Here is a 24,928-nt window from a genome sequence, read left to right on the forward strand (position 1 = left end):
TTTCCATCATAAAGGCAGTAAAACGTCGCGCGCTGTCAGTAACAGCCGAGACTTTTTACTTTTTCCTATTTTTCAACGGTCTATAGTCAGCTAAACGCAGCAAATACCAGTCTTCTTCTGCATCATGGCTGGCACCACAAGCCGTTAGATAAAATTGCGCAAGTCGTTGGTTACTCATGTTACTTCCACGTAACACATCGACATTACCTCGAATGATCCAGTCTGCTGGGTAGAGCCTAACCGCATGTTCAGCAAGCATAAACAGGCAGGAAAATGGGTTTCGAAGTCCTTGGTTGGCGCTGGTTCTTCTAAGCAGAACAATAACTATTTCGCCCTCTTCAACACGAAATACAAGCTCCATTCCATCGAATTCAATGCGTTCTCCGAGCTTGATACTGCTTTGTTGCCAGTAATATGGTGTCGTCTCTATCCCTGCGTTTTGTAGAGAGCAAATGAGCTTATCCATTACATTCCAACCCGACCAAGTGGTTGAATGTTGATTTGCTGTGTCAACTCTTGGAATGAAAGCACAGGCAACTCGTAGTAGTCTGATTCAATCAACTTCCTGACATATCGACGTACATCCATGGAGACAACTAGTACTGGCTTGTTAGGCATTCTGCTAAGATCACCTACAGTCTGCTTTACATCGCTGACAAATTGCTGAGTAACCGAAGGGTCTAGCGCCAAATAGCTGCCCGCTGATGTTTGTCTAATACCATTGCGAATCGTATCTTCAAGGCTTTGATCTAGCAGATAAGCTGGGAGCATGTTTTGCCCACTTGCGTATTTGTAGCAAATGTAACGCTTCAGACTTGAACGAATATATTCAGTGAGTTGAACGACATCTTTTTCTTTTTGTCCCCACTCAACCATCGCTTCGAGAATAACTCTTAGATTTCGAATAGATATATCCTCTGAAACCAGACGCTGTAGGATTTCAGTCATCTTTTGCAAAGGTACAATTCGCTGCGCTTCTTTAACCAACTCCCCAAAACTGCCTTCCATTTGCTCAAGCAAGTAACGAGTTTCCTGAATACCAATAAAGTCTTGTGCGTAGTCTTTCAACACGTGTGATAAATGGAATGTGAGGATTCTATCCGGAGTTAAGAAACCGACATGACTTGCCTCTAGCTTCGCCCGATGGCTATTTGCCACCCACATAGTCTTGACACCAGGAAGGAAGTCATCGTCTTCTTCGTAAGGTATCCCGAGCAACTCAAGCTGCTCTGCTCCCTCGGTCACAAGTAATTTGTCTTGCTCGATCCGACCTCGAGCGACAGGTACTTCCTGTAGCTGAATTAAATATTCTCCACTGCTCATTCCTTCGTTAAAACGTAGGTGGATACCAGGGAACGGAACGCCAAGATCGAGGTATAGTGCGCGCCTAACCCTTGCAAGCTCATCGTTAAGTGCCACTGCCTCAAGGTGCACCTGCAGACTTGAATCGAGATCAATAAGCAGAGGCACTGTCATGGCGAACTCTTCTTGTTCGGTTAACTTGCCTTTGCTCGCTCGTGACTGAGATGGCTTATGTGGCATCGCAGCAGGTGAACCCGCACCTTGAGCGACAAATGTAGATAGATCAGATGTGTCAGTCTCGTTTTGCTTTTTTTGTTGGTAAAAGAGAAACATTCCCCCTCCCCCAACCACTGCTGCAAGAACAAGGAAAGTTATCTTCGGAAAACCAGGAATCAAAGCGAATAGAATCAGAAGAACACCACCAATGAGCAAGGCTCTTGGTTGAGCCGTCACTTGTCCACCAATATCTGAGCCTAAATCTGAAGACTCTTCATGAGACACTCGCGTAACGATGATACCAGCAGTAATGGCGATAAATAGCGCAGGGATCTGTGAAACGAGACCATCTCCAACCGTTAGAATCGCAAATAATTCCAACGCTTCAGATGCACTCATGCCTTTCTGAGTGACCCCGATCATGACACCACCAAGGATGTTAACTACGATGATGATCAACCCCGCAATTGAATCGCCTTTTACGAACTTCATTGCGCCGTCCATCGACCCATACATCTGGCTTTCTTTCTCTATCAAAGAGCGGCGGTGCCTAGCTTCATTGACATCAATCACCCCTGCGCGCATATCACCATCGATACTCATCTGCTTACCAGGCATTGCATCAAGCGAGAATCTCGCGCTAACCTCAGCAACACGTTCAGAACCTTTGGTAATGACCATAAACTGAACTACGGTGATGATTAGGAAAACAACAATACCGACAACTAAGTTGCCACCCACCACGAAGTTACCAAAGGTATAGACAATTTGACCTGCGTCAGCTTGCAGAAGAATAAGGCGTGTGGTGGTAATAGACAGTGATAAACGGAACAGCGTCGTGATTAGAAGAACGGCAGGAAAAGCGGAGAACTCTAGCGGCGTGGTAATGTAAATCGCCAGCATAAGTAACACCACAGCGATACTCATGTTCGCACCAATCAGGACATCTACAAGTCCAGTAGGGAGAGGCAAAATCATCATAAAGACTATCGCCAGCAACATAACTGCTAGCATAATATCTTTACGCTGACCGACCTTATTTAATATATCAATCAACTTATTCATTAGATTCACTATTTAGTGATTGTAGGTAACGTCTGTGGGCCTGACGTGCCCCATCTTGATTATTCTGTTTCCATCTGGCCTGACTAAGGCAAAACCAAAGTCCCGGCTCATGGCCTTTTGGATCACCTTGTAATAATTCTTCACACAACATGGTCGAGCGGGTATAGCGCCCTGTTTGTAGACAGGCGACAGCGAGCAGCCGTTTTGCTTCCCAATTGTCAGAGCTAAGCTCTAGCAGTGCGTCGAGCAAAGACATCGCCTGTTCTGGTCGTTGGTACTGAATTTGAAGCGCTGCATGCACCAGTAAAAGCTCTGATTCTTTTTTGCTTATCATTGCTCGTTAGACCTGAATTAGTAGGTTGAGAGCCATGGTTAGATAGCGCTGATCTAATTGGCTACTCTCTAGCGTTCTTGCTGCTGAAGTCAGTGTTTGGGAGTCACTTTGATTTGCCAACGCCTTGAGAGTGTCTAACGTTTGATCAAATTGCTCACGATACTTTTCTGGCCTCAATAAGTCAGATTGCGTTAACTTCGGCTTAGCTAGATTTAATAGGTATTGGTCTGAAGGGCGAAGATCATATAAACGTTCCAAGTGTGTCGCTATCGCTTGGCCATCTGGCAATAGCTGGAAACGTTGTGGAAAGTCGTGTTCAGCTTGCTCGGTTGTGAGATGACTAAATGCTTCAATCCCAACATTTAAGGTGCTTATACTATTCATTTTTCAACCACTTCATTGTGAAGTCGAATCAGTAACGCAAACGCTTGTTCTAAAGATGGTATTGTTACCTCCGCACCATTAATTTGCGCCGTGAATACAAGAGTTTCTTCTCCCAACAATCCCGTACGAACGGAAAACGGCCAGCCATTCTCAAAATTGCACAGTGCTAATGCACCTTTAATCAGTTCGCTCGATTGATGCCATGAAATCCCTCTTGAAAGCATCAAAAATATGTTGTCTTGGTGTCTTTCTATGTGGAGAGTTCCGCTAAGTTGGAATGTCAGCTGCACCCGACCAGTTGATGAAAAATCAACCGTATCTAACCCCATCCCTCGACAAAAATCATCCACTGACGAGTCAATCCAATTCATCTTCCCACGCTTCCTCTTCTTCTCTATCGACAGCTTCATCAAGTGCCGTTTGCACCGCACGGATTAAGTTTTGCCTTTGCTCATCGTCTGCGAACACGTCTACAGGTATATGTCGAACCAACTTATGTAACTCACGGAAGAAGCTTATTTTTTGTTCAATCGAGTTTAAGCTCATTGACTCAGCTAACTTCCAAACCGCTTCAGCACCCACCCATCGCTGTTCAACCAAAGCGATGATGTCAGCCATTAAGTCAGAGTCCTGATAGGCCATGGCTCATCCCTTGCGTTTGAAACATTTGGAACAGACCGCGCACCTGGTCCTGAAGCGTGTTTAAGGTCTTTAGCTTCTGCATATCAGACATCAGCAGTTGCAGTTTTACAGAGTCAATCGTGCTACCTTGAACACTCAAATCTGCACTCATGCCTTGCAACATGAACTCCACAGCTGTCGATACTTCCTGCGAGCCAAATCGTTCAACAACATCCTGATATGCGGCTCCTAAGCCTTGATAGCTGTGTACAGTGTCCCGATAGAAACCTCTCAACTGATGCAAGCTGCTAAACTCTTGCTCACGACTAAAATCATCTGCAAATTGCGATACGCGGATTTCGGTATCGATCTGACCCCAAGAGTCTGGATTTTGCTCCATCTTCAATAAGGCTTGATCAATAACCGCCAGCAGATGCTTATTATCTGGGCCCGCTTTGAGGTATTCCTTTGCCGCTTTTAACGCTAGGTATTGGTGACTTTTCTCTTCTGAAAATCCATTTAGATAGGCTTGCAGTTGCGCAATCGTAGAAATATTGCCACCAGCCATCTTGGCAGCAAGATCTTTTATTTTTTGGTTTTTCTCTAAATCAGGAACTTTCTTTAGATACTCAGAGACCAGTTCATGAACTTCATTGACGCGTGAACCACTGTCTTTGACTTTACGCTTGCTAAGGTCTTTTTCTGCCTTTTCTGAGCCCAGTGACGTCAACTCCTCCATCGCATCGAATAGCGATTGAGTAGCGTTATGCACTCTGACAGTTTCCCCCCGATAGGTACCTTTGCTACTAGCAATATCAGAGCGAGCACTATCTTGGCTAACTCTCGCGGACGCATCAAATTTCGAATTTGTAGTGACTTGATTATTGATCGTACTCATTCACTCACGCTCTATTTTTCCCAATTTATAGAGCGATTATATGGAGCACCAGCATTCCAAGCTGTCAAAATCAGACGCGTTTTTTTAGGCCTTTTTTAGTTTTCTAAAAACTCCCGACTAATACTCACTATAAATAGAACGTCCTAAATCCTATTCTCGCAATCATCAATCATTGTGCATAAATTTAAGTTTGAACCAGTTTTCCTATATCACCGATATTCAGCAATCAGCTATCAAGCAAACACGACTGATCCAGATCCGGGGTCGTGTTACTCAAGTAACCGGTACGATCATCAAAGCCGTGGTCCCTGGTGTGCGCGTGGGTGAACTTTGCGAACTACGTAATCCTGACCAAACTTTGTCTTTATTGGCCGAAGTTGTGGGTTTCCAACAACACCACGCACTGCTAACCCCACTTGGCAACATGTTTGGTATTTCGTCCAACACTGAAGTAAGTCCGTTGGGGAAAATGCACGAAGTTGGTGTCGGTGAACACTTGCTAGGTAAGATTCTTGATGGGCTTGGCCGCCCGTTTGATGGTGGGCAAATGCAGGAACCTACATCCTGGTATCCCGTCTATCAAGATGCACCACCACCGATGCAACGCAAATTGATAGAAAAGCCAATATCGTTAGGTGTCCGATCAATTGATGGTCTACTTACCTGCGGTGAAGGCCAACGTATGGGTATTTTTGCCGCCGCCGGTGGTGGTAAAAGTACCTTACTTGCCAAACTGATTCGCTCCGCAGATGTCGATGTCACCGTACTTGCTCTTATTGGTGAACGCGGACGGGAAGTTCGAGAGTTTATAGAACATGACCTTGGTGAAGAAGGCATGGCCCGTTCTGTACTGGTCGTTGCAACATCTGATCGCCCTGCAATGGAGCGTGCAAAAGCCGCTTTCGTGGCGACGTCGATTGCCGAGTACTTTCGCGATCAAGGAAAGCGCGTCCTTCTACTTATGGATTCAGTCACTCGGTTTGCACGTGCTCAACGAGAGATTGGCTTAGCGGCTGGCGAACCACCTACACGTCGTGGTTATCCACCGTCAGTTTTTGCAGCATTGCCTAAGTTGATGGAGCGTGCCGGACAATCAGACAAAGGCTCTATTACGGCTCTTTATACTGTTTTGGTTGAGGGTGACGACATGACAGAGCCCGTCGCCGATGAAACTCGCTCAATACTCGATGGACACATTATTCTGTCTAGAAAGCTCGCAGCAACCAACCATTATCCCGCGATTGACGTACTACGCTCTGCAAGTCGCGTAATGAACCAGATAGTTGATGACTCGCACAAAGAATCTGCGGCTCATATGCGTGAAATGTTAGCAAAATACGAGGAAGTCGAGTTGCTAATTAAGATTGGTGAATACCAACAAGGTACTGACCCTAGAGCAGATATGGCAATTGCTCAAAGCGAAGACATCCGCACTTTTCTTCGTCAGGGTACTCATGAGCTGAGCGACCTAACTGGCGCGGTTGAACAACTCACAGGAATTGCTAACCAATGATTGCTCAGCTTCTGCACATCAAAAGAATTCGTGCTGACAAAGCCGATAAGGCAGTCCAACAGCAAGAATACCGAGTGTCCCATGCTTCCGCGTTCGTGTTGAAAGCAGAACAAACGGTCAAAGAATACCATCACTGGCGCGAGCAAGAAGAAGAGCGGCGCTTTGCCAAAGCCAAACAGAGCACTGTCTTGCTCAAGGAATTAGAAACGTTAAGACAAGAAATTGCCCTGTTACGAGAACGCGAGGCCGAACTCAAGCAAAAATCGGCAGAAGCAAAGAAAGCACTTGAAGAAGAGCAGCGACTCTTACAAGACAAAAAAAAGGCGGCCTTACAAGCACACAAAACCACCGAAAAATTTATTCAGCTATATGAACAAGAGCAAGCAGAGAAAGAACTGCTAGCACAACATCAAGAAGAACTCGAACAAGAAGAATTTCGCACTGTCGCGGTAATGTAGAGGGAACAATGCAAATTAAGCAAAACATTGACAGTCAGACCCAAAATCCACCTCAAAGAGCACGCTCTCAAAAAGCTTTAGAGCAGGACCCAAATCGCCTGCAATCTCGCTTCGAAAGTGCAATGGCCGACAAAAAACAACTAAGCAAAAAGAAAGCCAGCGACAAAGATTCAGAACAAACGAATACCGTAGAAAGCCTTCCTGCCGATAAGAGCAAGCTCTCGTCAAGTCAAGGAGTGAGCTTGCAACTTGCTCAAAGTAATAGTCAAAGACAAGACTCCGATTTGTCACCAAAGGATAAAAATCACAGAAATCCAATGGCGGGAAGCTCTGGTTATCTGGCCACTAGTAAAGGTGAATCAAATCTCTCTTCCCTAGGCCGTGGAGCATCTAGTGCTGAAGTAAAAGAGATTCCTTTTGAGCTACTAGAAACACATTCAACGCCTAAAACAGAAGCAACGCAAAGTCACTCCTCTAATGCTATGACTCAGGGAGAACTCATTTTAAGAAGCATGACCAATCAAGCTTCTCAGCCAACTCAACGCGAGCTGTCTCACCTCGTCAAACAGCTTGTAGAGCAGATCCAAGTATCACTACCGAATGCCACCACATCAAAAGAGGTACGCTTGCTTCTCAATGACGGTCAGCTAAAAGGTGGAGAGATCCAAATTAAGTTAGATAACCAAGGTTATAGTGTGACCATCCGTCAAGATAACGCACTTTCAGTCATTAACCAGCAGGCACGCCAAGAATTATCCGAAAGACTTAATCGTCTTAACTTAGATCAACCAATTAAAATCACCGTCACAGAACAAGCAGACCAACAGCATGACCAGCAGCATTCGCGGCAACAGCGCAGCATTTATGATGAATGGCAGCCAGAGGAAAACTGATGAAACTTGCATTTCCTAAAATCGAAGCCGAAAGCGTTGAACTGATTAATCGCCTTTGCACAAAGCAATGTTACTTCCATGGCGATAATGGAGGGAGCTTATCAATCACTATCGCGGAAAAACCGCAGTTTTCAGGGTATCGACTTACGGCGATAATTGGTAGTCAAACTCTACACATCGACTTGGCATCGGCGCAATTACAGCAATGGCTAGGCGATATCCTTAAAGAGACTTCTTTCGACTCACTACCAGATTCGCTTCAGCTGGAGCTACTGGCTGCTCAATTGGAGCCATATGCGCGTGAGTTAAAACAGCAGTTTGGGCAGCTTCCAGTTCTAAGCAAGTTGGAACCCATTACGATTGAAAGCAATCAAGAACAAACCTTGATGTTGGCTGCCAAGGGCAACAACAATACACTTTGCCTTTGGCTGAGCCAAGGCAACAACGTTCTCGTCGAAGCTCTGCCAACGCTATCCTCCAAGATCAATCAGCAAATCACTCTGCCTATCTGGTTGTGCCTTGGCACCACTCAATTAGCGGTGAGCGACTTTACTGCACTTGAACAAGGCGATGTTGTCTTTTTTGACCACTGCTATGTAGCTGATCAGCAAGTTGTTTTTCAGCTATCAGGCAAAAACCTATGGCGATGCAAACTTGAAGACCAAACCATTCAAATACTGGAAAAAGAACCAACTATGAACGATTTACATAACCAAGAGCCAATTACCGAACATCAACAACTTCCAGTTGATCTTACTTTTGATGTTGGTCAGCAGACGATAACCTTAGATCAACTTACTCAGCTTCAACCGGGCTATGTTTTTGAGTTAGACCAACCAATAACCAAACCAGTGGCATTAAGAGCCAATGGCAAAGTGATAGGTCAATGTGAGCTTGTTAATGTTAACGATAAGCTCGGTGTTCGCTTATTAGAAATTTTCATCGGCGAGAACGCTTAACATGATTCAGCTGCCAGACGAACTCAATCTCATCGTCAGCCTTGCGCTACTGGCGTTGATTCCTTTCATCGCAATGATGGCCACCTCTTTCGTCAAACTTGCGGTCGTCTTTTCATTGTTGCGAAATGCATTAGGTGTGCAGCAAATACCGCCCAACATGGCGTTGTATGGTCTTGCGATCATTTTATCTATTTTCATCATGGCACCCGTTGGCTTCGAAACCTATGACTATGTAAAGGCAAACGAGATTTCTCTAGAGGATTCAGCAAGTGTTGAAGGACTAATTGAAAGTGGAATGCAGCCCTATCGCGAGTTTTTAAAAAAACATATTCGAGAGACAGAAGCTGCATTTTTCACCGATGCTGCGCGAACTTTATGGCCGCAAAAGTACGTCGACCGACTTGAATCTGACAGCTTATTGCTCTTATTGCCTGCATTTACCGTCAGTGAACTAACTCGGGCTTTTGAAATAGGTTTTTTACTTTATCTTCCCTTTATCGCCATCGATTTGATTGTGTCAAACATTCTGTTGGCAATGGGGATGATGATGGTATCCCCGATGACCATTTCGCTGCCTTTTAAACTGCTGCTATTCGTACTACTTGATGGCTGGACCAAGTTAACTCACGGTCTCGTGTTGAGTTACGGTTGACAAGGTACCTAGCTATGAACCCTTCAGAAATCATTCACTTTACGACACAAGCACTAACACTTGTCTTGGTACTATCGCTGCCTCCCATTTTAGTTGCTGCCTTTGTCGGTACTTTGGTCTCACTGATACAAGCGCTGACTCAGGTCCAAGAGCAGACTCTCGGATTTGTCGTCAAACTGATCGCAGTCATCATTACTCTGTTTGTTACTACCCAATGGCTAGGTGCGGAGCTGCATTCATTTGCCGCACTTACAATGGATAAGATTCCGCAGATACGATGAACTACGAAGATCTCCATCAAGCTTTATTTGTTTACAGCTTAGCGCTACCTCGAATGATGGCGTGTTTTATCTTTTTGCCTATTTTAAGCAAGCAGATGCTAGGTGGCACTATGGTCCGCAATGGTGTCCTGTGCTCACTGGCGCTATTTACTTTTCCAATCATAAACCAGCACGCCTTACCTGCCGAGATTGATGGGCTATGGATTATGGTTATCCTCGGCAAAGAGATCTTATTGGGTCTTTTGATTGGCTTTATCGCAGCGATTCCATTTTGGGCCGTAGAAGCTAGTGGCTTCTTGATCGATAACCAACGCGGTGCTGCGATGGCGGGAATGTTTAACCCTACATTAGGGTCACAATCGACACCAACAGCCGTTTTGTTGACTCAAACACTCATCACCCTCTTCTTTTCTGGTGGTGGCTATATCGCATTTATGTATGCGATTTTCAAAAGTTATAACTCATGGCCCGTTATTGATTTCTTTCCAACGGTAACCGACGCTTGGGTAACATTCTTTTACGGACAGTTCCAGCAAATGTTATGGCTTGGAGTCTTGATGTCTGCACCATTAGTATTAGCGATGTTCTTATCAGAGTTTGGGCTTGCACTCATTAGCCGATTTGCCCCTCAGCTCAACGTATTCTTCCTCGCTATGCCAGTTAAAAGTGCCGTTGCTAGTGTTTTACTGATTTTTTATCTCGCTTTGATGATGGATCATTATCAAGACCTGTTCCCCAATATCACCTTGTTTGTCGAACTACTAAACCCCATTTGGCTAAGCCACTAGGATTGAGATATGAGCGGTGAAAAAACTGAACAACCCACCCCGAAAAAACTTCGTGACGCGAGACAAAAAGGCCAGGTTGCCAAAAGCCAAGAAATCGTCTCTTCCTCGCTGATACTTGTGCTCATTGCTGTACTGTTTGCATTCTCAGATTATTACCTTGAACACATTTCCGCCCTGTTGCTACTTCCCAGTGAACTGGCCTATCAAGGCTTTCAAGATGCGTTGCTTGATGTCGCCATCTCGATTGCTAAAGAAATGGCTTACCTCTTGGCTCCAATCATTCTTGTCGCAGCGCTCGTTGCAGTTTTCGCCAACATGGGCCAATTTGGTTTTCTGTTTACCGGAGAATCTGTTAAACCTGAAATCAAAAAAGTGAACCCTGTCGAGGGGGCAAAGCGGATTTTTTCACTCAAAAGTGTTATCGAATTTATTAAATCGATACTTAAAGTCAGTCTGCTTTCATGCATTATTTGGGTTACCCTTCGCGGCAACCTGAATACATTGCTACAAGTCCCTACCTGTGGACTAAACTGCGTTCCAACCATAGCTGGCGTGTTGATTAAACAGCTTATGATTATCTCTTCCTTCGGGTTTATTGTGATTGCTGCAGCTGATTTTGCTTACCAAAAATACGATCACACCAAGAAACTGAAAATGACTAAAGACGAAGTTAAGCGCGAATATAAAGAAATGGAAGGTAGTCCAGAAATCAAAAGTAAACGCCGTCAATTACACCAAGAACTTCAGGCATCTAACCAACGTGAAAATGTTAAGCGTTCCAACGTATTAGTAACGAACCCTACCCACATCGCCATCGGTCTCTACTACAAAAAAGGAGAAACCCCTCTTCCAATCATCACTTTGAAAGAAACCGATGCCATGGCAAAACGTATGATTAAAATCGCACAGGAAGAAGGAGTACCGGTTATGCAGAAGGTTCCTCTAGCTCGGGCACTTTACGCCGATGGCCAACTTGATCAATACATCCCCGGAGATCTGATTGAGGCAACAGCAGAGATTCTAAGGTGGGTAGCTTCTTTAGATTCAGCAGAAGCCAACTAATAAAGCCCGTCAAAACATAGAGTTACATATATTAAAAAGGAGCTTTCGCTCCCTTTTTTATACCCAACCTTCTGCTAAATAGAGCAACCTTAATTGGCTTGGTGAGCCCAATCTCTCCAGTGCATCAATTTGCTCATCTGTTAAGTTAGGACTCTTATCTAGCATTACGCGGCCATTGGGGGCGTCTAATGGCAATTTATAAGTCAACTTTTCATTGATCTGATCCGCCTTACCTTCGTCTAAGCAACGTACTGCCGGCATCAACCAGTTCCAATCTTCGTCGAGAAGTTTTTTCAGTGCGCCCGTCGCCACTTTCTCTGTTTCGCTAGGTTCATCTTCTTCGCTAAGCTTCAATATAGCATCGGTGTCTGGGACCAAATGTTCACTAGGTGCCGAGCCGAGCATTTTCTTTAATGCTAACCGAGCATTCTCCATCTGTTTAACTTCTGCTGGAGCATCAGAGCCCGTCAAGTTTGTGTCTTCTTTTGGCCCTAGATAAACCATAAGAGCTCTCACCGATGCGGCGTCTTGCATACTAAAAGTGAAGTTTCCTTTTGTGTTGGCAACCTCAAGCCTTGGCAACACGCCTGAATTGGCCTCCTCAGCCAATGACTCAGTTGCTTCCTTGTTTAGAACATAACTGCTAGCCTGCCCCGCAACAAAGCCGCCACCGCTAATAATACCCGACGCAGCAACAGTTCCGATTGCTTCCTTAGCTAAAGGAAGTACACCTGCTGTAGCCACCGGAGTTACGCCAAATGTGCCGAGTCCTCCTGTTGCCATTCCTAACGTGGCACCTATCCCTCCTTCAGCAGACAGTTTTGCATGACCAATGGCAAGCGCTTGCTCCATTGGTAAAGATAAACGTTGGTCTCGTCCTGGCAAGTGCGAAACCTGCTCTAATTGGTGATGATATGCCTCAGCATCCCCGTTGATAGAAGCTTTGTACAATTCTCGACCGGTAGCGACAATCAACCCCACTCCTGGTAATAGCATGTTAATAGCCACATTAACCCCGGGCCCTTTTAGCTTGTCTTTCACCATCTCTATCAACTCAGCACTAAATCCGTCCATCTTACCCGGATACTGGGTCTCTAAGCTCGCTTGAAGTCGAGCATCTTTGCTTATTGCATCAAAATTATTTTTGAGCTCTTGGTAAGTATCTCCATCAACTTTAACTTCATCTAAAAGGCTGACAACCTCTAAGATTTTTCTTTCTGTCAGAGGCTCCCCTCGATACCCTGAAGGGCTAACAAGAGAGTAGGCCAACATAGCCGTATCGTACTTTTCTTCCTTTATCAGTGCTTGCTTTAAGTCTAAATGGGTTTTTATATTCTCTTGAAAGTACTTGTTGTATTTTTGCTTAAGCACATTTTCGCTAATCGCAGCGTATTTATGCCCTTTATGGAATGTCGATGGCTCTTTAACCTCACCTTTTTTACTGATTACACGGTCATCTTTGGCAGCCGCAACCGCACGGAACTGGTCTAAATCTGGTACACTAGCTTGGCCCACTTTCACTGGATTCACCATAATATCTTCCTCTATACACGTAGTTGCTGAGCAAAGGTTTGTTGGTTTGATTCACTGAGCGGAATATCACGGTCTAACATGGAAAACCGCGCTGACCACTCCGAGCTTTGTTGATTGAATTCGTCGAACCACTGGGTGAGATTTGCTGCATCTAACATTTCTAGAGCTTTTCGACCAAACAGAATGACTTGACGTCCATCTGGTGATATGGCGAGATTCAGGCCGCCGCAACCTAACCCATAATAATTTGCTCTTGCCAACAGCTCTAAACCTCGGTTCCTTAAGCTACCCTGCTTTGGCAGTGCACCCACACGAGCAGATAACAAAAGTTCATTATCTTCTGTCGCGATAAAATAGAGCAGTGTGCGGTCGTCGACAAGCAACTGACAACGACCATTATTTTCAATAAGCAGTGGTGGAAGCTCATTGAGAGAACAGAATTCATCAAGTAAGCGTTGTATTGATTTCATAGTTTTTCCTTTTTGTTTCACTGAAATCCATTGAACAACGATTACTTATTGAACGATGTCGTAAATAGCTCTAATTTTGTTACTTTCGGCAATGCGCTGTGATACTTACCACAAAACTATGAAGCTGATTTTTGCAGCAGTTTGTAGGTTATTTATACAAGAAAGACTTTAAAATGGCGTTTCCGTAACCAATACATGGAAGAGTTGCAGAAAGATCTGGACGAATGGATGGACTACTACAACTATCATCGTACTCATCAAGGAAAAATGTATTGCGGTAGAACACCTGTAGAAACAATAGACGATGGGAAATCAATCTGGGCTGAAAAAATCTAGCCCAGATATAATCTGACAGGCACCAAGTCGAAAAGTGGGTAACTGTCAGGTCAGAATTAGTACAATTTAGCAGCTTCACGAGCAAACGCTTCAAGTGCTTTCTTGTCCATACTATCCACCCTTAGCCTTGAAGGCTTAAGTTTAGACAGTTACACAGAATTCAGGACAGTCTCTTTTTCATTTTTCAACCTTAATAAGCACTATCACTTTATGTCACCGCGCTTAATTACACTATGCACATATGGAATTATTTATAATCATAAACAACTTTGTTTATATCTCCTCCTTGGGCGATAAAACCAACTTTATCACCTTCTACATGGTGTCTTCCATTCACTTTTTTTGAAAAAGTATCCACTCCATCTCTAACACCTTCCAATTTTGATTCACTGGTTCTTCCAACTACATTTGTTCTTCCTTTTACCTCTGCAACAATACCTAGCTCTAACAGCTCTTGTGTTAATTTTTCGGCGAAGCTGTCATGAAGTTCGTCGGGGTTATAGTTTGAAATTCTCTGGGCCTGTGCAAGTGTTGTACTTCCTTTAGGAAGACACCCATATCCACTCCCACTGCTACTAGGCCAGACAATGTCAACTCTGCTATTATCAGCCCTCAGCTCTAGTGCTTCCTTACGGTTGTTAACAAGTACCGACGATGAGCTTCCTCCATTACATGCCATAACACTCACAACAAGCGGTTTTCCTTTATATTCAGATTTTGATCGTGTAATTGCCTCGGCAATACCTTTAGCATAATCTTGAGCTGTTATTCTCACACCTTTGTCACTGACTATCGAACTGGAGCCCGGGGAACAGTGTCCAACAATATAAACTCTAGAGTTAAAAGTAATACCTTTGAGATTATCTGGAATGCTAATAACATTTGATTTCAAACTTACAGATTGAGTTTTTAAGGCGCTTGACTTAGCTTTCAAAGCAATACCCTCTGCTGACTTTCCTGAACCAGAATCTAAAATAAATTGTTGATCATATTTTCTTGAAGCGTTATTTGTGCTGTCGCCTCCAGCAGGAGGTGGTGTAGCACTTCGCGGAGGAAGCGGTGGTGGTGTGGCACCTCGCGGAGGCAGCGGTGGAGCTTGTTGACGCATCGCTGCTTCCAGTAAAACTTTTGCATCTCGGAGAGTCAATTGATCACTATTTAACCCGACAAAACGACTTTCCCCACCAGTAGCTTGATGCAAGACAAAGTTGTTCTTACCAAAGCGAGAAGCACTGTTGAATAACTCAGCCTGTTCATTCTTGTTGAGGATGACGTTCGATGCGTGCTTCAGCACCTCTGTAGCAAAGGTTTTTTCTGTATCTCTCGCACCACTTGAGACTTTAAGTCCTTGAAATCTACCTTCAGTATTTGGAGCTACATTTCCTTTTAGTTTACCCGTTGCGTCACCATTGTGTTCGGCTAGTTTAGTGACCTGAGTGTGCAATTGTTGAATCGATAATGCCATATTGACCTCGATATTGTGGAATTCAGCCATCATGTTAAGGGGTTATTCTGGCTCTAGTTTGCATTTTTGGTCGCTAATTTTTATTTTAGGTCTCAAAAGACGAATGCCTACAAAACCACAGCCACGAGTAACAAATGACTAAGAGTTTTTTTGATAACTTCATGGATATTCTTTACAAGGTGGTCAAATCACATGAACGAAAGATTTAAAATGGTTATAGACGATTTAGGTAGGCTTCTAGAAACAGAACTGACTATAGAAGGAGGTCTATCCAGTTTAACTTTTGAAAACCAAAACGTCGTGCACCTAGCTCCTATTAGCGAAGACCAGTTGGTTATTTTTATGAGTGCTGGCACGCTGACTAGTGAACAACAAGCAGTGCTGCTACTTAGACAAAACTTCTTTTCTTCGGAGTTTTTTCAACCGCGTATCGGTTTATCTCAAAACAACGATCTCGTAATTTGGAGTCAATACCGAATCAATGAACTCGATGCTCCAGCAATAAACCAAATTCTTGAAAATCTCTTGGATTTTGCTCAGGTTTTATCTTCGGAGGAACCGATATCGACAGATTTGCCTCCATTATACTCAAGTTTGATGGTTTGACTTTAAAGAGTAGCACCAACATCATAATGATCAGCACTTAAAACTCATCATGTTAGTGCAGAGATAGCAGCTACATTTATTGATTAGACCATTGGCATTATTTGTTTTCTAGACAAAAAAAGAGTGGCGACAACCACTCTCTATTTTGTTCACAACGCCTGTTTTACTCGTAAAATGACGAAGGCAGTACATACAGTAGTAAAACTGCACCAGTCACTTTAATCACGTTCTCAGAATCATTGACCAAAGCGGCAGGAGTCGCCATTACTTTTCTTGAAATCCTACTGATATCGCTTTCTCGAACAAAACATGCCTTCTCTACTTCTTGTGGCGGTTGTACACAAACCGAACTAATATTTTGAGCTTTCAGTACGGCTTCAACATCTTCGCCAGCATAAGTTGGCAGAACTTCAATATAATCAGGCTCCGTTTTCGACCAGACCTGTACCGTAGATGAGCAACCTGCAATCATGGCAAGTGCCACAACTAGCAACCCTTTCACTCTTCGTGCTGCCTTCACAATTTTTCGTCCTTAATTTTGTTATCAAGCAACTCTTGCCCTCAGATTGAATAGGTTCATCCAATCCAATAAATCGTGATATTCAAACTTGGCGAGAGCAATAATTGGGTTGTTTAGTTACAGGGCGTTTTGACGTTCACTAAGTTGCTTTTCCATAGCCTGCTTTAACGCCTGCAACTGACCATCAATACTTGCGTCGATGATGCCGACTTCCGTTTCAAGGATACAGCCACCGTTTTTTAGACGCGCATCGGCAACGACTTCAACGTATCCTACTTCTGGAAAGTCACTCAATACCGATGAAACCTTTTCTCGGACGTCAATGACTTGTTCTGGATGAACATGTAAAATCACTTGCTTTTGGTTACTGACCAATTGTAAAGCTTCACGCACAACACTTACCGTCGTATCAACGTCATCAAAGGTATCGATGATCTTGCGTACAGCATCAAGCACCACGCCGGTCATTTTTTGCTCTACCTGAAGGTAGTAATCATTACATTTAGCTAGGGTCGCAATCATGGTCTGGGCGTTTTCAATTTTCGCCTTTTGTAACCCATCTTGGTAACCACGTTGTTTTTCACTTTCGTAAGCCTGCTCAGCACTCTCAACAATGCTATCTGCTTTAGCATGCGCAGCTTCAACCAAGTGCTGGGAGTCTAAGTAGCTCAAGTACTCTCGAGCTTTTAGTACTTTCAACCCCGGTGCGAGTTGTAAGTTGTCTGTTTTTATTTCAACAAATGAAACCATTGGGGAATAACCTGCTTTGCGATTTTTTTAGTTAGTCGATATGCCAAATCACGCTGACTTTCTTCTAGCCAAGCAACATTTGATGAGAAAGTGAAATCTGACTGTTTGAGCTTAAAACGCCATCGCTGTTGGATATTGTCCGGAGAGTTTTTTAGGATAAAGCTAAACCAGACCAAGCCTAGCTGTAGCGCGCGCTCCTGGATGCTCACGCTGTCAAATTGACTAGGTAATTTGTGTTGCCACCCTTCTGGCCAATCAGAAAGTAGCATTGGACCTTGTTGAATACAGAATTGCACCCCCTCAGGCCCAAACACCGTATTTAGATGTTGCTTTGGCTCCTTGAGTATAACTTGACGCATTGCAATGCAATGCAGCACACCGCCAACCATGACTAACAGTTTCTTAAGTGCTTCAGGTGGCAAAAGTGCCATACTGTTTGTCGGTATATTAAAAGTCGACTCGGAAATGGGCGTCAATGCCCACTCTTTTAGCGCCCAGTTGTTAAGCATTGGTCTATGCCTCCAACCATCTAGGTTTTCTATCCAAGACTGCTTTTCGGTAAGCCAGCTACTGTCCATGTACTGACACGGGCAGTAGTTGAACTGGTGGACAACCTGACTAAGCGGTGTTTCTGGGTTAGCCACGTTTTACATTCCTACGGCACCAAAGATAAGTTGCCATATTCGTTCCAATCATTAACGCCACCATAAAAAGAAGAATGACAACAAAATTATCTACCGAGTCTTTTGTTAGTTGAACAGACAAGATGCTCTCAAACTGATTCCCCTGAGGAGTGATTCGAACCTCTGCAGATGGTACCATTACGACACTAATACGATCGTAATTAAGGCCCTCTATACTGTTGTTGACTAGCAACTTTATCTGCGGCACGTACGAGTCTAATGCAACATCGGCAGCATGCTTGATGAATACAGAGGCTGAAGCTGGCGTTGGACGCTCTCCAGGACGTAGATCCTTTTCTTCGAGAACCACATGCACTCGCGCAACAAGTACCCCATCAATCTGAGAAAGTGTCGACGATAATTCCTGAGACTTTGCATAGATTAGACGCGCACGCTCTGCCAATGGTGATGAAATTAAGTCATCTTTAGGGAATACTTCTTTTAGTGTTGAAAACTCTTCACGTGGATAGCCTTTGCGCTTAAGTGCATCTACCGCGAACGCTATTTGCGAGCTATCCACCATCAATTTTACCGTGTTGTCTTTACCTGGCTCTTTGGTCGCTACAACGCCTTCAGACAGCAAAATAGATAACATCTCGTTACCTTCTTTCTGGCTTATATTCGTGTAAAGCTCAGTTTGACAACCTGCAAGAAACACAACCATAGCCAAGGCGAATACACGCAATTTATTCATCATTTCTTACTGAGCCTTTAATAGGGTTTCTACGTTTTGAGTGGTTTTGCCAACTGTCTTGGCAATCAACTCTTCTTGGAAAGTAATACGCGTCAGCGCCCATTGCATTTCTAGCAGTTTCGCAGGGTTGTCTCCTACCGCTTCCATGCTGTCCTGCAATGAACTTTTAGCATTGTCGATATTTGACTTTAGTTCACTGATGTTTTCTAACAAACCACCCTCTAGGCCATTATTGCTTTCAGGTAATGACATTGCTTGATCGAAACGTTCACTGAGCCCATCTTCTATTTGGGCGTCTTGCACCTGCTCTAGGCTTGTTTGTACTACTTCAGTGTATTGCGTGTTGATCATATGACCTCCTACGACAAATCTAACTTATGGCTATGAGTGAGCATGTTTTTGACGATGGCATTTTTTGAAATAACTAGGCTCAACTCTTGGCGAACCAAATCAACAACGGGTTTCATCTCCGGAACCGCTTTAAGCTCATCCCAAGCATGCCAAAGGGCTTGTTCCTTATGAGCACTCAGAGAATACTTCTCTGATAGCATTTGTCTAAGCTGATCGCTACCGGTAGGTGGTACATCTCTGAGTTCACTTGCGAAGTCCCCTACAAGCTCCTGTTTAAGCATATTCAGTAAATTCGAATTTGCTTCTTCTGTCCCTTTTAACGACTTCTCTTTGTTGTAGGCGTACCACAAAGCTTCTTTTTGCGAAGCAAGTTCGGGAAAAGCTTGTTTTAGCTCCGAGATCAAAGCTTGTCGACTAATATATTGCTGAGGCTTAATATTCTCATACCAAGCTTTAACCATGGAAGCGTCACTAGAAGCTTGAACAACAGGCGGATTTGTTTCTTTTTTGACGCTTTTTTCTTGCTGCGTTGATTCCGTCATTAACGAACTCATTCGCTCTTCATCTTGGCGTCGATACGCGCTTAGCTCATTTCTGCTCTTTGGGTCAGCAGCTTGCAAGCTTGAGTCAATGATCATCCAAAGTTCCTAAGATCATGACAAAAACTTTCAGCAAAGGCTTTACTTTGTGATCTCCCATTCGCTGCTTGTTGCAACCAATGCTCAGCCTTACTAGACAAACCCGCCTTACCCGCAGCCAAGGCAGCAAGAGGAATAAGAGATGCATGAGCAGAACACAATGAAGCAAGATGCTGCTCAGCTTGTTCATACTTGCCCCTATTCATTAAGCTCATCGCCAAAATCATCGCCACCACCTCTTCAGTCCCTTCTTCCTGTTCGAGGCACTCGACAATTGATTGAGCTTCTTTATGACAGTGCGTACCTGTAGCCATCAAAGCCACTGCAGCCAAAAGCTGACGCATTTCTCTTTCCATCAGTTACACCTTTTGTAAAATAGACTGCATCACATCTTTAATTGCTCTGGTCGTTGTAGAGTTGATGTTGTAGATAACTGACCATTGGTTGATGGTGTGCTGCAGCTCAGCTAGTTTCGAAGGATCGTCCGCGTTGGCTGAGAGATTATTGATAGCGGTGGTCACATTAGTGTTTGCCGTTGCAGCCTGATCAGTAAGTTTTTTCTTAACTTCGTCGAGGTTGACTGTACTGGTACCAGTATAAAAAGATGTCATAGTATTTCTCCTTAACTTAGCCGGGAAACGTAGTTTTCAAGGACTGCCTGGGCAGCTATATACGCTTCGTGTTGCTTGGTTAATTGTTGATATTGCTGAGGATCACACCCCTGATCTAGCTTTCGCTTGACAGAAGTTTGCGCTTGGAAAAGTGTCTCCTTAAGCTTCTTCACTTCAGCTCCAGTTGGATCGTTATTTAAGATTTGTTCAAGATCTGTCATTGTTATTCTCTTTTGAATATCCGAGTTCAATATTGATGACCTGTCCACCTTTCACCAATTCAATTCCGTCAGGTGTTACACTTGAAATGCGATAGCCTTGAGGGGTTCGGGAACCCACCATATAACGAACATTGTCTGTCAAAATGACATACGGCACCTGACCAAAATTCACGCTGCGAAATGGGAAATCAACGTTACTTCCTTTGCTAACTTTTGGGATAGATTTCAAAACCAAGTACGGTTTTTCACCATACTGTTCCCTGAACTCTCGAGTGACGCTGTAAAAGCGTGTCGTCTCAATATCATCTAGCTCACCGCGCACTTCCACGCGATCACCACTGGTAACGATTTGGACTTTTTTGAGTAAGGATTCTTTTTCAAGCAGCTGCTTCAGCGTATCCATATACGCCCCTGCCCGCTGTAACTCAACCTTCCACGCAACAAGACCGGGGACATCCCTTTCTAGAATCTGTTCGACTTGACTCCAACGGCTCGCATCATCGATGTATCCTGTTAGCAGCACGGTCCCTGTTTCATCACCGTTCTCAACTTTGACTTGGTGATAACCTAGATTTCGAAGGATAAAGCGAACTCCGCGACGGATCTCTTCCATGGTGCGTAAATCGCTTTTATAGTTAATCCCTAGTAAGTCTATTCGACGCAATAGCTGTAATTTTTGGGCACTATCGTCGACATATCCTTCGAGTACCGCTTGGTGAACGTTCGCATTCCATTCTACACGCACATCATCTAGCCCAAGTTCTTTCAAAATATCCCGAACTTGAACAATTGGTTCCGCTTCAGTGGTAATCTCGTTGGCATTACTATTCGCCTGGCTGTACCACATACCCGCAAGAATCGCGCTCGGCAACATACTGCACACAACACCAATCAATAGAGATCGTTTCCAACTCGAAGTTCTCGTCACCTTGTTGGATATCTCTTTGGTTACAGTTTCTGTTTCACGGCCCAAGATTGCCAAATCATCACCTGCATGTCCGATAGCAAACTGAACTACCCCGACAGAAACCAAACTGCCGCGCTCTAGTTCAACTCCTTCTTCAACAACATCGACCTGCTCACCCTGTAGCGAAGCGTCGCTACAGCCTTTCAAGATGACATTCTCTAACGTACATTCAAGCGTAAGGTGATGACTCTCAACACCCGCGTCTGAAAGTACAAGGTCAGCACCAAAGTCATCATTTCCTAGCACCAATGAACCTTGAGGCAAAGGGACCTCTACTCCGGAATGCACCCCGGATAAGATACGAATTTTCCATTGCTCCATTCTTATCAAAGCTCCTTAGCTGGGCGCATACAGTGTGGTTCTGAATCGCATTGAGTCACTTTAACTCGCCAACCCGTTTGTCCGGTTGGTAATTCACACTCTGACAGTAGTGAAGATTGTTCGCTTTCAAGTAGATACATTTGGTGACGCTGTGCTTGTTCTAACGTCGAGCAACTATATAGCTCTACTGCAGACTTAAACTGTGTACTGTTGTTGGAGATATTGTTTAACTGTCCAATATGAGGACGCAGATCGTGTTCATTGCCAATAAGAACATTGTCGCCAATGCCATCTACTACGATGCGTGGCTCAATGATGAACATTCGAACAGTGCGACGAGTTGTATTAGTGTTGCTTCTGAACAAGGCACCTAAAAATGGGATATCACCAAGTAATGGTACTTTGCGTAACTGATGGCTGACTTCATCACGATATACACCACCAATCAGCAAACTCTGCCCTTGCTTCACGGTCGCTAAGGTGCTGATTTCGGTCTTTCGTACTGAAGGCAGGTCATCAACACTACCATCAGGGATCTCTGAACCATCTTCCAAATGCAGGCTTAAGTTGATTTCTGGACGCTCAGCGAAACGATCGCCAACAATACGTGGCACAATCCTCAACAAGGTTCCATAAGTCACTTCTTCAAGAGCTGTCGTCTCTTTGCCTAGCAATTTCACGTAAAATGTATTGCTATGGTTAAGGACAGCCTCTACATTTTCTTGCGTTAATAGTGTCGGTCTCGACACCACTTGGGCACTCCCTTGAGATTCCAGCAAACGAATTTGGGCTAGCAAATAATTTAAGTTACTTGCATCAAGCAGGGATTTAAAGGTCGCGCCGCTGCCCAAAGTAACATCGCCACCAGCGACATCACCTGTTGTTTTTATATCGATAATGCTGTTGTTACCGACAGACACTCCTGCTCGCCAATCTACCCCTAGCTGGCTAATGTCATTTGCACTTATATCCACGATCGAAAGAGCAACTTCGATTCTTGACTGTGGTTGATCTAGCTGGGCAATTAGCTTGCGATATAAAGGAAGCCTCGCTTGAGTGTCGCGAACAATAATCGCATTTAAACCTGGTTCAGCTTCAACTGTAGCGCCACCATGTACTGACGCTGGCTTAGCTATCGCATCTTGGCTTTCGCCCCCCTCCCCGTCGGTCTTGGCGCTTGAATCTACAACCTGTGTTTGTACACCTGATACCAATCGACGAAGCACTGCTGCTATGCCTGGTACAATAACTTTCTGGTCTCGGTAAGAAATCTCTCGATCAGTTGCTGAAGCATATTTTAATGGGATCAGCTCAACATAAAGTTCATCAGTAGAATTTGCCTTCTGTAACAATCGGCTCTCTAGCGCTTCCGCTGTCTGAACGATTAGGTCGACGTAACGGGGTGGACCCGCAAGATAAATGAGACCTTTGTTCTCTACAGCTCGCCAACGATAACGAGGATCCCAAACCCCAGTTGAAATTAGCGTGCTTCGTAAATCTCGCGCTGTTAAAAGCTCAAGCTGGAGAAGCCGTGAACGAGTTTCCGTCGCCTTGTATACATGTAGTACAGCACCGTCGAAATACCACATTAGGTTGTAAACCTGTGCCAAGTAATCTAAGAACTCGGTTGGCTCTTCTGGTGTAAATCTCCCACTAATTTTTTCACTGATTTTTTCACTGACAGCAACCGACACACCATAGTTTGCGCCAAAGTTATTTAATAACTCTTTTAGAGAATCATTATCAGCAAAATAGCGAAACGGGCGCTGTGGCCAATCGAGTGGAGCAGCCAATAAACTTGTTGAACCAACAGACAACAAAAGAACTGCTAAGCTGAGTTTGGCAAGCAATGTTCTCATGGCAGCCACACTGTATGATTAATTGCACGGTTTACACGTTCATGCTCTAGTATTTCACTGTAGAATTCACACATGTTAACGTGTTGGGAGAGCAGTGAAGGAAAAATCACTGAAGATACTTGATCAAACGGCGCCTTACCTTGTAACACTAAACGCTGATCCTTATTTAGAGTTAACGTATCTCGGCCATCACGTACTGTTTTTAAAGACAACTGCATACAACGTTTAAGCATCTGTTCACTTTGATAGTCTAAATCTTTATCAAAGTGGAAAGGCAATTCGGTTTCCCATAAAATCCAAGACGAATGTTGTTTAACTTCGACGTTAAACTGGTCAACTTCAATCTCGTATATGCCATTTTCATTGGGCGCAAAAGCCCTAACCTCTAGCGTATTTGCTAGAGATTTCATTATTTGATTTAGCATAGTTATGCCTTTATTAAATATGACTCATGTGATTGTAAGCTTGACCACACTGACCACTTTGAACATCAAAGTAATACAGATCTACGTCACCTACCGATTTCATGTCTTGGAACCATTGCCACAGTTTCGCAACCGCGTTTAAATCACGATATATGTGGTCACATGCTTCCCAAACTTCCCGAAGTTCAGGGGCGAGTCTACTCGCCTGCTCACACCATGCCTGCCATGCTGCGAAGAACTCTGGAGATGTCAGCGCGTGCTCAGACAATGCTTCTAATGCATTGAGGCAAGGCTGCCACTTTTCCATCATAAGACGATGTGACTCTGCGGCCTTCTTGTGCGTATCTTCAAGGGTTTGAAGTTGCTCTTTCACCTGTTGTTGTTGAGACTTTATCAATTCGAGTTGCTGCTTTACGTATATAGCACTCGCTTCTTGGCCCAACAGCTTTTCCCAGTAACTGCCTTGAATCTGAAGTTGGTTAGCTAGTTGCTCAATTTCCACCACATCCAGTAACACACTTTGGTCAGATTGGTGATTTACCCATTCAGCAATAGCGCAGTGCAGACATAATGTCAGTGATTTCGGGCTAGCTAGGTTATATCGATAACCGACATGTTGATTGATATATGCCACGCGCTGTTCGTGGGTTGTAAAGATCTGACTTGCACCCAACCTCGAACCTATTTCTAAGAACAAACGCATAGCAAATCTATCCAACGGCACACTAAGCTTTTCATAAGTCTTAACTAACTGGCTTGAGCACAAAGCGTCAATTACATCTCTATTTAGCAACCTTTGTAATAGAGATAGCTGCTCAGAACTCAAGACACCTTCGCTTAGGAGCTGACGGTGACTGACATTAACAACATTTTTACCCTGCGTTTGCTTAGCGGCCTCTTGGTATCGAGCCCCTCTCTGCAAAACCGTGACCTTCCTTTTTGCCACAGAGTTGTCTGGAAAAAGCGAACGGCGTCGCCAATGCTGCTTTTTCATTTTCGTCTTCTTTCTCCGCACTTCTTTCGTACACTCCTGAACGAAAGAGGTGAAATTA

The 24,928-nt window shown here is 44.1% G+C and carries 32 protein-coding genes and 1 pseudogene; 10 read left to right on the forward strand and 23 right to left on the reverse strand.

Features of this window, described 5'->3' with window-relative positions; all coding sequences use genetic code 11:
- Positions 1-55 precede the first annotated feature (55 nt).
- Genes APB76_RS22175 through sctW form a run of 7 tightly spaced genes read right to left on the reverse strand, consistent with a single transcriptional unit; the run spans position 56 to position 4,820 of the window.
- Positions 56-466: an LcrR family type III secretion system chaperone gene (locus tag APB76_RS22175; RefSeq protein ID WP_054962584.1), complete on the reverse strand. Its 411-nt coding sequence runs from the start codon at positions 464-466 to the stop codon at positions 56-58.
- Positions 466-2,592: a type III secretion system export apparatus subunit SctV gene (gene sctV / locus APB76_RS22180; protein ID WP_157633236.1), complete on the reverse strand. Its 2,127-nt coding sequence runs from the start codon at positions 2,590-2,592 to the stop codon at positions 466-468. The genes APB76_RS22175 and sctV overlap by 1 nt, the downstream gene beginning before the upstream one ends.
- Positions 2,576-2,917 (reverse strand): type III secretion apparatus assembly chaperone SctY, encoded by a 342-nt coding sequence (gene sctY / locus APB76_RS22185; protein ID WP_054962586.1) that lies wholly within the window; start codon positions 2,915-2,917, stop codon positions 2,576-2,578. The genes sctV and sctY overlap by 17 nt, the downstream gene beginning before the upstream one ends.
- Before the next feature lie 6 nt (positions 2,918-2,923).
- The gene (gene vscX / locus APB76_RS22190; protein ID WP_054962587.1) at positions 2,924-3,301 is read right to left on the reverse strand and encodes a type III secretion system protein VscX; all 378 of its coding nucleotides are present in this window, start codon (positions 3,299-3,301) and stop codon (positions 2,924-2,926) included.
- Positions 3,298-3,672 (reverse strand): type III secretion chaperone SycN, encoded by a 375-nt coding sequence (gene sycN, locus APB76_RS22195; protein ID WP_049845010.1) that lies wholly within the window; start codon positions 3,670-3,672, stop codon positions 3,298-3,300. The genes vscX and sycN overlap by 4 nt, the downstream gene beginning before the upstream one ends.
- A complete protein-coding gene (locus APB76_RS22200) occupies positions 3,659-3,943 on the reverse strand; it encodes a TyeA family type III secretion system gatekeeper subunit (protein WP_049845009.1) in 285 nt (94 codons plus the stop codon). The genes sycN and APB76_RS22200 overlap by 14 nt, the downstream gene beginning before the upstream one ends.
- On the reverse strand, positions 3,924-4,820 hold the full coding sequence (gene sctW / locus APB76_RS22205; protein WP_054962588.1) for a type III secretion system gatekeeper subunit SctW: 897 nt from the start codon (positions 4,818-4,820) through the stop codon (positions 3,924-3,926). The genes APB76_RS22200 and sctW overlap by 20 nt, the downstream gene beginning before the upstream one ends.
- A 190-nt stretch (positions 4,821-5,010) precedes the next feature.
- Between sctW and sctN the strand changes: the two genes are divergently transcribed.
- The 8 genes from sctN to sctU are packed head-to-tail and all read left to right on the forward strand — an operon-like array spanning position 5,011 to position 11,426.
- Positions 5,011-6,333: a type III secretion system ATPase SctN gene (gene sctN / locus APB76_RS22210; protein ID WP_049845007.1), complete on the forward strand. Its 1,323-nt coding sequence runs from the start codon at positions 5,011-5,013 to the stop codon at positions 6,331-6,333.
- The gene (locus tag APB76_RS22215) at positions 6,330-6,791 is read left to right on the forward strand and encodes a type III secretion protein (protein ID WP_054962589.1); all 462 of its coding nucleotides are present in this window, start codon (positions 6,330-6,332) and stop codon (positions 6,789-6,791) included. The genes sctN and APB76_RS22215 overlap by 4 nt, the downstream gene beginning before the upstream one ends.
- Before the next feature lie 8 nt (positions 6,792-6,799).
- A complete protein-coding gene (locus tag APB76_RS22220; protein WP_054962590.1) occupies positions 6,800-7,684 on the forward strand; it encodes a type III secretion system needle length determinant in 885 nt (294 codons plus the stop codon).
- Entirely contained in the window at positions 7,684-8,643 is a 960-nt protein-coding gene (sctQ, locus tag APB76_RS22225) for a type III secretion system cytoplasmic ring protein SctQ (protein WP_054962591.1), read from the forward strand. The genes APB76_RS22220 and sctQ overlap by 1 nt, the downstream gene beginning before the upstream one ends.
- 1 nt (position 8,644) lies before the next feature.
- Positions 8,645-9,295, forward strand: coding sequence for a SctR family type III secretion system export apparatus subunit VscR (gene vscR, locus APB76_RS22230; protein ID WP_004749292.1), 651 nt, complete (start codon positions 8,645-8,647; stop codon positions 9,293-9,295).
- Positions 9,296-9,309: 14 nt separating this feature from the next.
- Positions 9,310-9,576: a type III secretion system export apparatus subunit SctS gene (gene sctS / locus APB76_RS22235; protein WP_004745567.1), complete on the forward strand. Its 267-nt coding sequence runs from the start codon at positions 9,310-9,312 to the stop codon at positions 9,574-9,576.
- Positions 9,573-10,364, forward strand: coding sequence for a type III secretion system export apparatus subunit SctT (gene sctT / locus APB76_RS22240; RefSeq protein WP_049845003.1), 792 nt, complete (start codon positions 9,573-9,575; stop codon positions 10,362-10,364). Before sctS ends, sctT begins: the two co-directional genes overlap by 4 nt.
- 9 nt (positions 10,365-10,373) lie before the next feature.
- Positions 10,374-11,426: a type III secretion system export apparatus subunit SctU gene (sctU, locus tag APB76_RS22245; protein ID WP_049845002.1), complete on the forward strand. Its 1,053-nt coding sequence runs from the start codon at positions 10,374-10,376 to the stop codon at positions 11,424-11,426.
- A gap of 57 nt (positions 11,427-11,483) precedes the next feature.
- Here sctU and APB76_RS22250 read toward each other — a convergent pair whose 3' ends face one another.
- On the reverse strand, positions 11,484-12,959 hold the full coding sequence (locus tag APB76_RS22250) for a hypothetical protein (RefSeq protein ID WP_054962592.1): 1,476 nt from the start codon (positions 12,957-12,959) through the stop codon (positions 11,484-11,486).
- A gap of 11 nt (positions 12,960-12,970) precedes the next feature.
- The gene (locus APB76_RS22255; protein WP_049845000.1) at positions 12,971-13,429 is read right to left on the reverse strand and encodes a type III secretion system chaperone; all 459 of its coding nucleotides are present in this window, start codon (positions 13,427-13,429) and stop codon (positions 12,971-12,973) included.
- 195 nt (positions 13,430-13,624) lie between these two features.
- Here APB76_RS22255 and APB76_RS23045 point away from each other — a divergent pair.
- Positions 13,625-13,765, forward strand: a pseudogene (locus APB76_RS23045) (IS481 family transposase); the annotation flags it as partial.
- A gap of 247 nt (positions 13,766-14,012) precedes the next feature.
- Here APB76_RS23045 and APB76_RS23515 read toward each other — a convergent pair.
- Complete coding sequence (locus tag APB76_RS23515) at positions 14,013-15,230, reverse strand: hypothetical protein (protein WP_082173485.1); 1,218 nt, start codon at positions 15,228-15,230, stop codon at positions 14,013-14,015.
- A 192-nt stretch (positions 15,231-15,422) separates the two neighbouring features.
- Between APB76_RS23515 and APB76_RS22265 the strand changes: the two genes are divergently transcribed.
- Entirely contained in the window at positions 15,423-15,836 is a 414-nt protein-coding gene (locus tag APB76_RS22265; protein ID WP_049844998.1) for a CesT family type III secretion system chaperone, read from the forward strand.
- A gap of 163 nt (positions 15,837-15,999) precedes the next feature.
- Here APB76_RS22265 and APB76_RS22270 read toward each other — a convergent pair whose 3' ends face one another.
- The 13 genes from APB76_RS22270 to APB76_RS22330 form a co-directional block, all read right to left on the reverse strand.
- Positions 16,000-16,356, reverse strand: coding sequence for a hypothetical protein (locus APB76_RS22270; protein WP_150114998.1), 357 nt, complete (start codon positions 16,354-16,356; stop codon positions 16,000-16,002).
- A gap of 117 nt (positions 16,357-16,473) precedes the next feature.
- On the reverse strand, positions 16,474-17,106 hold the full coding sequence (locus APB76_RS22275; RefSeq protein WP_049844996.1) for an HrpE/YscL family type III secretion apparatus protein: 633 nt from the start codon (positions 17,104-17,106) through the stop codon (positions 16,474-16,476).
- The gene (gene vscK / locus APB76_RS22280; RefSeq protein WP_049844995.1) at positions 17,085-17,750 is read right to left on the reverse strand and encodes a SctK family type III secretion system sorting platform protein VscK; all 666 of its coding nucleotides are present in this window, start codon (positions 17,748-17,750) and stop codon (positions 17,085-17,087) included. The genes APB76_RS22275 and vscK overlap by 22 nt, the downstream gene beginning before the upstream one ends.
- Positions 17,743-18,486: a type III secretion system inner membrane ring lipoprotein SctJ gene (gene sctJ / locus APB76_RS22285; RefSeq protein ID WP_049844994.1), complete on the reverse strand. Its 744-nt coding sequence runs from the start codon at positions 18,484-18,486 to the stop codon at positions 17,743-17,745. Before sctJ ends, vscK begins: the two co-directional genes overlap by 8 nt.
- Positions 18,487-18,489: 3 nt before the next feature.
- Complete coding sequence (gene sctI / locus APB76_RS22290) at positions 18,490-18,834, reverse strand: type III secretion system inner rod subunit SctI (RefSeq protein WP_004745577.1); 345 nt, start codon at positions 18,832-18,834, stop codon at positions 18,490-18,492.
- An 8-nt stretch (positions 18,835-18,842) separates the two neighbouring features.
- Positions 18,843-19,472, reverse strand: a complete 630-nt coding sequence (locus APB76_RS22295) for a YopR/YscH family type III secretion effector (protein ID WP_049844993.1) — start codon at positions 19,470-19,472, stop codon at positions 18,843-18,845.
- Positions 19,469-19,828: a YscG family type III secretion system chaperone gene (locus APB76_RS22300; protein WP_049844992.1), complete on the reverse strand. Its 360-nt coding sequence runs from the start codon at positions 19,826-19,828 to the stop codon at positions 19,469-19,471. Before APB76_RS22300 ends, APB76_RS22295 begins: the two co-directional genes overlap by 4 nt.
- Before the next feature lie 3 nt (positions 19,829-19,831).
- Positions 19,832-20,083: a type III secretion system needle filament subunit SctF gene (gene sctF, locus APB76_RS22305; protein WP_049844991.1), complete on the reverse strand. Its 252-nt coding sequence runs from the start codon at positions 20,081-20,083 to the stop codon at positions 19,832-19,834.
- 11 nt (positions 20,084-20,094) lie between these two features.
- Positions 20,095-20,304: an EscE/YscE/SsaE family type III secretion system needle protein co-chaperone gene (locus tag APB76_RS22310; protein ID WP_049844990.1), complete on the reverse strand. Its 210-nt coding sequence runs from the start codon at positions 20,302-20,304 to the stop codon at positions 20,095-20,097.
- Complete coding sequence (gene sctD, locus APB76_RS22315) at positions 20,291-21,592, reverse strand: type III secretion system inner membrane ring subunit SctD (protein WP_049844989.1); 1,302 nt, start codon at positions 21,590-21,592, stop codon at positions 20,291-20,293. The genes APB76_RS22310 and sctD overlap by 14 nt, the downstream gene beginning before the upstream one ends.
- A gap of 5 nt (positions 21,593-21,597) precedes the next feature.
- On the reverse strand, positions 21,598-23,451 hold the full coding sequence (sctC, locus tag APB76_RS22320) for a type III secretion system outer membrane ring subunit SctC (RefSeq protein WP_054962593.1): 1,854 nt from the start codon (positions 23,449-23,451) through the stop codon (positions 21,598-21,600).
- Positions 23,448-23,876, reverse strand: coding sequence for a YscB family type III secretion system chaperone (locus APB76_RS22325; RefSeq protein WP_054962594.1), 429 nt, complete (start codon positions 23,874-23,876; stop codon positions 23,448-23,450). The genes sctC and APB76_RS22325 overlap by 4 nt, the downstream gene beginning before the upstream one ends.
- Before the next feature lie 13 nt (positions 23,877-23,889).
- The gene (locus APB76_RS22330; RefSeq protein WP_049844986.1) at positions 23,890-24,870 is read right to left on the reverse strand and encodes a T3SS regulon anti-activator ExsD domain-containing protein; all 981 of its coding nucleotides are present in this window, start codon (positions 24,868-24,870) and stop codon (positions 23,890-23,892) included.
- Positions 24,871-24,928: the final 58 nt, after the last annotated feature.

The sequence above is a fragment of the Vibrio bivalvicida genome, assembly GCF_001399455.2.
GTDB classification, from domain to species: domain Bacteria; phylum Pseudomonadota; class Gammaproteobacteria; order Enterobacterales; family Vibrionaceae; genus Vibrio; species Vibrio bivalvicida.